General features: G+C 37.8%; 5 protein-coding genes. All 5 read right to left on the reverse strand.

Annotation, left to right across the window (positions count from 1 at the left end; translation table 11 throughout):
• Positions 1 to 520: 520 nt before the first annotated feature.
• The 5 genes from IQ228_RS20260 to IQ228_RS20280 all read right to left on the reverse strand — a co-directional run bounded on the left by IQ228_RS20260 (position 521) and on the right by IQ228_RS20280 (position 5,164).
• A complete protein-coding gene (locus IQ228_RS20260) occupies positions 521 to 1,216 on the reverse strand; it encodes a hypothetical protein (protein ID WP_027401071.1) in 696 nt (231 codons plus the stop codon).
• Between the two features lie 153 nt (positions 1,217 to 1,369).
• Positions 1,370 to 2,665 carry an O-antigen ligase gene (locus IQ228_RS20265; RefSeq protein WP_193964161.1) on the reverse strand — a complete coding sequence of 432 codons (1,296 nt, stop codon included), beginning with the start codon at positions 2,663 to 2,665 and terminating at the stop codon, positions 1,370 to 1,372.
• Positions 2,647 to 3,489 (reverse strand): YaaW family protein, encoded by an 843-nt coding sequence (locus tag IQ228_RS20270; protein ID WP_027401073.1) that lies wholly within the window; start codon positions 3,487 to 3,489, stop codon positions 2,647 to 2,649. Before IQ228_RS20270 ends, IQ228_RS20265 begins: the two co-directional genes overlap by 19 nt.
• Before the next feature lie 210 nt (positions 3,490 to 3,699).
• On the reverse strand, positions 3,700 to 4,131 hold the full coding sequence (locus IQ228_RS20275; RefSeq protein WP_193964162.1) for a hypothetical protein: 432 nt from the start codon (positions 4,129 to 4,131) through the stop codon (positions 3,700 to 3,702).
• 91 nt (positions 4,132 to 4,222) lie between these two features.
• Positions 4,223 to 5,164 (reverse strand): LysR family transcriptional regulator, encoded by a 942-nt coding sequence (locus tag IQ228_RS20280; protein WP_193964163.1) that lies wholly within the window; start codon positions 5,162 to 5,164, stop codon positions 4,223 to 4,225.
• Between the last annotated feature and the right edge of the window lie 202 nt (positions 5,165 to 5,366).

Here is a 5,366-nt window from a genome sequence, read left to right on the forward strand (position 1 = left end):
GTATTAGATGAAACCGATAATCTCCAAAAACCTAACCCCCCTGCCCCCTTCCCTCGTAGGGAAGGGGGTTTTCAAAGCCTCTCCCCGCTTCGGGGAGAGGTTTGGAGAGGGGTCTGTTTATACATTAAAAACTTTTCAAACACCCTCTTACTCTCACCATTACCACAGGGAAACTTTTAGAAAAACAATGAACCGTGGAATTGTGTGCTAAGAAATGATGCTGTCCCCATTCGTCAACGTGATATTAATGTAAGTTGCTAGTTAGGTAAATTGTCAGAAGTGGCCAACGCCTCCCGTAAGGGATACAGGATGTCCAGGATTAAAGGATGAACAGGATGAAACCAGAACTTTTATTACCAATTACCCATTACCAGCCTCAACGAGATAACTAGCAACTTGAGTTATTAGTATTCCTGAAAAATTAGCAGAAGTGATAGATTTGGCTTTAATAGAAAAGCCAAAAATTCATTTTCAAACTGCGGCTGAGTTTAAATTAGCTTTGTTAAAATGTGTTTGATTATTAAATTTTAGTAATTTGAGGATCTAAAACAATGCGTGTACCGGTTATATCTACATGATAAGTCCAGAATTGATTTTTGACCTTAACAATTACTTCCCAACCTTTAATAGGATCAAATATTTGAGCGCAGACTTCACCAAAATTAAACACACAGGAATTGCTAAAAGTTTTCTGGGTTGACTGGGTAACTTTCAGAGAACTTATTGCTAAACCAGAACGTTTAGAAGCATCACTCAAAACCCCATTAGTAATTTTTTTTGGTAATTGATTATTGCTAATTTTCGGGTCTAAAAGAATTTGTGAACCTGATTTATTGACATGATAAATCCAAGATTGTTCTTTCACTTGTACAATTATAGTCCAGCCTGGAATAGGATTATATTCCTTTGTACAAACTTCTCCAAATTGAAAAATACAGGGATTACTAAAAATAGTAGATGTAACTTGAGTAATTTTCAAATCAGAAATTTTTAACCCAGAAACTCTAGAAGCATCTCTGAGAACTGCTTGAGAAATAGATTGAGGTAAGCTATTTTGGCTTAACTGTGACCGTTGGGGATTTTTAGCATTTGCAGATGTACTATTTTCAGTTACACTACAAGCAAACAAGCTAGTAATCATGAAAATAAAGACAAAGACTTGGGGAAAACAGCGATTACGGTACATTTGCAAAAATATCCTGGTAATTAAGTTCATAGTTGAATAATTCTCCTGGTTCTACGTGAAATAGATATAAGTAGGTGAACACAATAAAACCAAACTGTGTAAAGAAACGTAAAATCGTCCAAACCCTCTTCAATCTTACCTCTTGCCTTTTGCCTTGCCATAACGACTATTTTCAATGCTAACCTACTTATGACGTGATTGATATTGATACATAACGCCAGATAATGCAGCTAGGAAAACCCAAGAGAGAGTATTTAACCGAATATCAAAAGTGGTGACATCAACAGTATTAAATAGTATCCAGCCGCTAAAGGTGATAAGATAACTAAAGAAGATTAATCTGTTTTCTGGTGCTATAGATTTAGATTTCCAGAGAGTTTGACTGGCTGTAATTAAGATCCAAATTAGTAAACCACAAAATAGCAAAGTAGTAATTAACCCAGTTTCGGCAGACAGCATTAAAAATAAATTATGAGGATGGTTAACATCAATTTGCATTTGGGTTTTATAAAGTCTTCCGAAACTGCGTAAACCTGAACCAGTTAAAGGATGTTGTTGAGTGAGATTCCAGGCAAAATCCCATTGAGTTTTCCGCATTAATCCTACTGGTCTATTAGGAAACATATCATCATTTAATCGCGCCCAAATACCGTAGGGAACAAAAAGTCGGAAAAATTGGGCAATAGGTGCAGGTGCAAAAGCTGCGAAGAAACAAAGACTGGTAATGGTGAAAACAGCCGCAACAATTAATCGCCAACCTTTATATAAAGCATAAGCTAAACAGGCAAAAATAGTGATTCCCCAACCATTACGAGAATTGGTGAAAATTAAGGCGATAAAGTTAGTACATACAGTAATTGTCAAGAAGATAATTAGGGGATTGTTTTGTTTGAGTTTGTGGTAGTTTTCTAGCCATAAACCTAAACCCAAAATAAAAATAGTTACTAAATAAGCAGCTAAAGTATTAGGGTGCATGAAATTAGCAGTCATGCGTCCTGATAATGATTTTTCTGGTGCAACTATCCAATCAAAAACAATCCATAAAAACTGAAATTGGAAATTCCAACCGAGAAATAATTGCCCAAAACCGATGATTAAAACAGGTATAGATCCAAATACCATGATCCAAGCAATTTGTCGTAATTGGGCGGGTGTTTGGATGAGAGGAGTGAGTCCGGTAAAAAAGAAGAAGAAGGGGATGAAGTTGAATAAACCCAAAACAGCATCGAGTTTGCCAGAGGCGAATCCGGTGGTAATCAGGAGTAAGATACTCAAAATAGCAAATCCCTTGTGAATTGGGCGATCGCTAATGATATGATATTGTTTACGCCAGGTTAGCAATGATGCCACAACGATAGAGATACCGCCCAAAAATGGACTCAGAGGCAAAGATATTAGTCCAAATTGTAGCCAATGCCAAGGGGTTTGTAAGCGGGGGTTTGGATGATAAAAAGTTTTATTTAAGCTATTTCCCAACATTCTGTACGGGTAAGACGAATTTGCGCCAGGGTGAAGACTGTAGGAATAATTCTGCCATAGTTTGTGGCGATCGCTCTCCAACCCAAATCAGCAAAAAACCAAGCCCACATCACAGGACCTACCAAAGCAAACGCACCACGAACCGCACCATAACGGGCTGCACTCATGGTCATACCTCGACGGGACATTTGTAAAGCCACATAGTTTTGAAACTGTTTGGTAGCTAATCCTGTACCTGTAATTGCTGCTTCTTTAGCTACTTGATAGGTAGCAAAATGAATAGCAAATTGACGGGCGATTTGTTGAAGAACAAAAGGTTGGATGACAGAAGTTACAGCCAAAGCACTACCACCTTTAAATATTAATCCTAAAGGATCACGTTGCAATGACAATGGTAATGGTTGTTTAAGTTTTGATTCTACTAACTGACGTTGTACATTAATAGTTAATTGTTGCTTTTCTTGTTTTGGTAGCTTTTTCCAAACCTTTCCCAGTAGATGCAAAAAAACTTCTGCTTCTAAATCAATTGTTGTTAAATCTTGATAATAGTGAATTTTCAAATATTTGCATACTTGAATTAAGGCTTGTCGGTAAGTTACTTGATCAGTGCGTCCTCGTAATACTGTTATACCGTCAGCCGCTAAAAACCGAAAGCGGTCTTCTATTGTATCTAACCAAGCTTGGTGATCTTGGCTTTGCACTGCAATAGGTTCGGGTGTGTGAACATAATCTAAGGGGTTAAACTTGCGACTAAACAGAATAGCTGTCAAGTCCTGTAGTTCCCCTTCGGTGGCTAATTCCAATACCGCCCTGAGTTCTTCCAATTTCCCTTCCTCTCTGTAGTCTGTACCTTATTCTACTATCTTGTTAATCAAAATTATTGGCGTTGCTGATTTAGAATATGATTTTACCTCACGCAGAGGCGCTTCAGTCGCAGAGAGTAAGAGTTTAAAATCATTGATTTTTCAATTTCATACTTCAGTTCAGCAACACCTAATTATTAAATTCGCTTTAATATCTGCGGAAGATTGATTCTAACATTTCCTGGCGTTAGGATCTTCAAATTCCCCAGGTTCACGGACTAGAAATTGATTTAAAATCGCCTTACCTGAAGGATCTATTACCTCTAATCTTACCAATTCAGGTTGAACAATTTGCCAAGAAACTCGGTATTTATATTTAGCATTAGTCCAAGTGAAGACAGGACGGGCTTGAGTACCAGTTGCTTTAGCACCAATTAAACAAAGTTTTTTACCTGTTTTGAGGTTTAAGTTTTTATAATAATATTGACCTTTAGCTTGCCAAAGAGTTAAATGCCAATTTCGTGGTTGTCCTTGCACATCAAAAAATTCCCCCTCTGGAAAAGCCAAGTTAGCTACAGCCTGACTCTGAACGGAAACATCTGCAACTATGGGTAAAGAAAGACCCAAAACTAAAGAGATAGCTATTCCTTGAACTTGCATCATTAATTCTCCGTTTTTAAAACAAGTTTATAGTCAAGCTACTGGTAATTTTTAGATACATAGCCAAGTGATTATGTATCTGTAGTAGCTTGATCTAAAGATGGGTTGCCACCGCACTATGATCTAATATTAAACCACCTTGCTCAGTAATTTTTTTCGCTGCATCTAAAAGATACTGGTAATAAGTATGAGCAATAATAGATAACTGCTTACCAGCAGGGTAAACCATATACCAGGTGCGTTTAATGGGAAAGTGTTGGACATCCAAAATACTGAATTCCGCAACGTCTGTGAGTAAAGTATGACGGGATAATACAGAAATACCTAACCCACCAGCGATCGCTTGCTTAATCGCTTCATTACTCCCCAACTCCAATTTCACCTTCACCTTTACCCCATGTTCTTCAAACAGACCTTGGACAGCACTGCGAGTTCCCGAACCTGGTTCACGCATAATAAACGGTTCTTCTCCCAAACGTTCAATCGGAATATTTTTTTCCTTCGCTAAGGGATGATTCACCGGTGCAAGAACTACTAAAGGGTTTTCTAGAAATGGCTGAAAATTGACATCGAAATGATCAGGAATTTGACTCATAATATACAAGTCATCCAAATTACCCATCATCCGATCTAAAATCAGTTCATGATTTGTAACTTGGAGAGAAATATCAATCCCAGGGTAAAGCTGACAAAAAGGACCTAACAATCTGGGAATAATATACTTGGCAGTAGTAATTACAGCCAGTCTTAATTGTCCTTGCTTCAATCCTTTTAAATTCGCAATAGTCATTTGAAACTTGTCCATAGTCTCAAAAATTTGCCGACAAGTAGCAAATAATTCCCGTCCCGCTTCCGTCAAATATAAACGCTTTCCTACCTGTTCAAACAATGGTAAACCTACTGATTTTGTCAACTGTTTGATTTGCATGGAAATGGTAGGTTGAGTCAAAAACAACTCTTCCGCAGCGCGTGTAAAACTACCATGTCGGGCAGCAGCCTCAAACACCTTCAACTGGTGCAACGTCGCTTGATTCAAGCTGATTCTCCTCTGATAACAATTTGTAAATATAGCTTGGTATCGCGTAACACTAGGGATTTTTTAAGTGTTATTTATACAAAGTCCTCAAGTTTAGTATATATATAAATGTATATTCTTTGTCATTATATCTGTCCTGAGACTAGCTAGGGTAGCACCTAGTAGTCTGTTAACCCGAAAATGACGGGTGGGGGTTGGGGGG

Origin of the sequence: Dolichospermum sp. LEGE 00246 (assembly GCF_015207865.1) — a bacterium.
In the GTDB taxonomy this organism is placed as follows: Bacteria; Cyanobacteriota; Cyanobacteriia; order Cyanobacteriales; family Nostocaceae; genus Dolichospermum; species Dolichospermum heterosporum.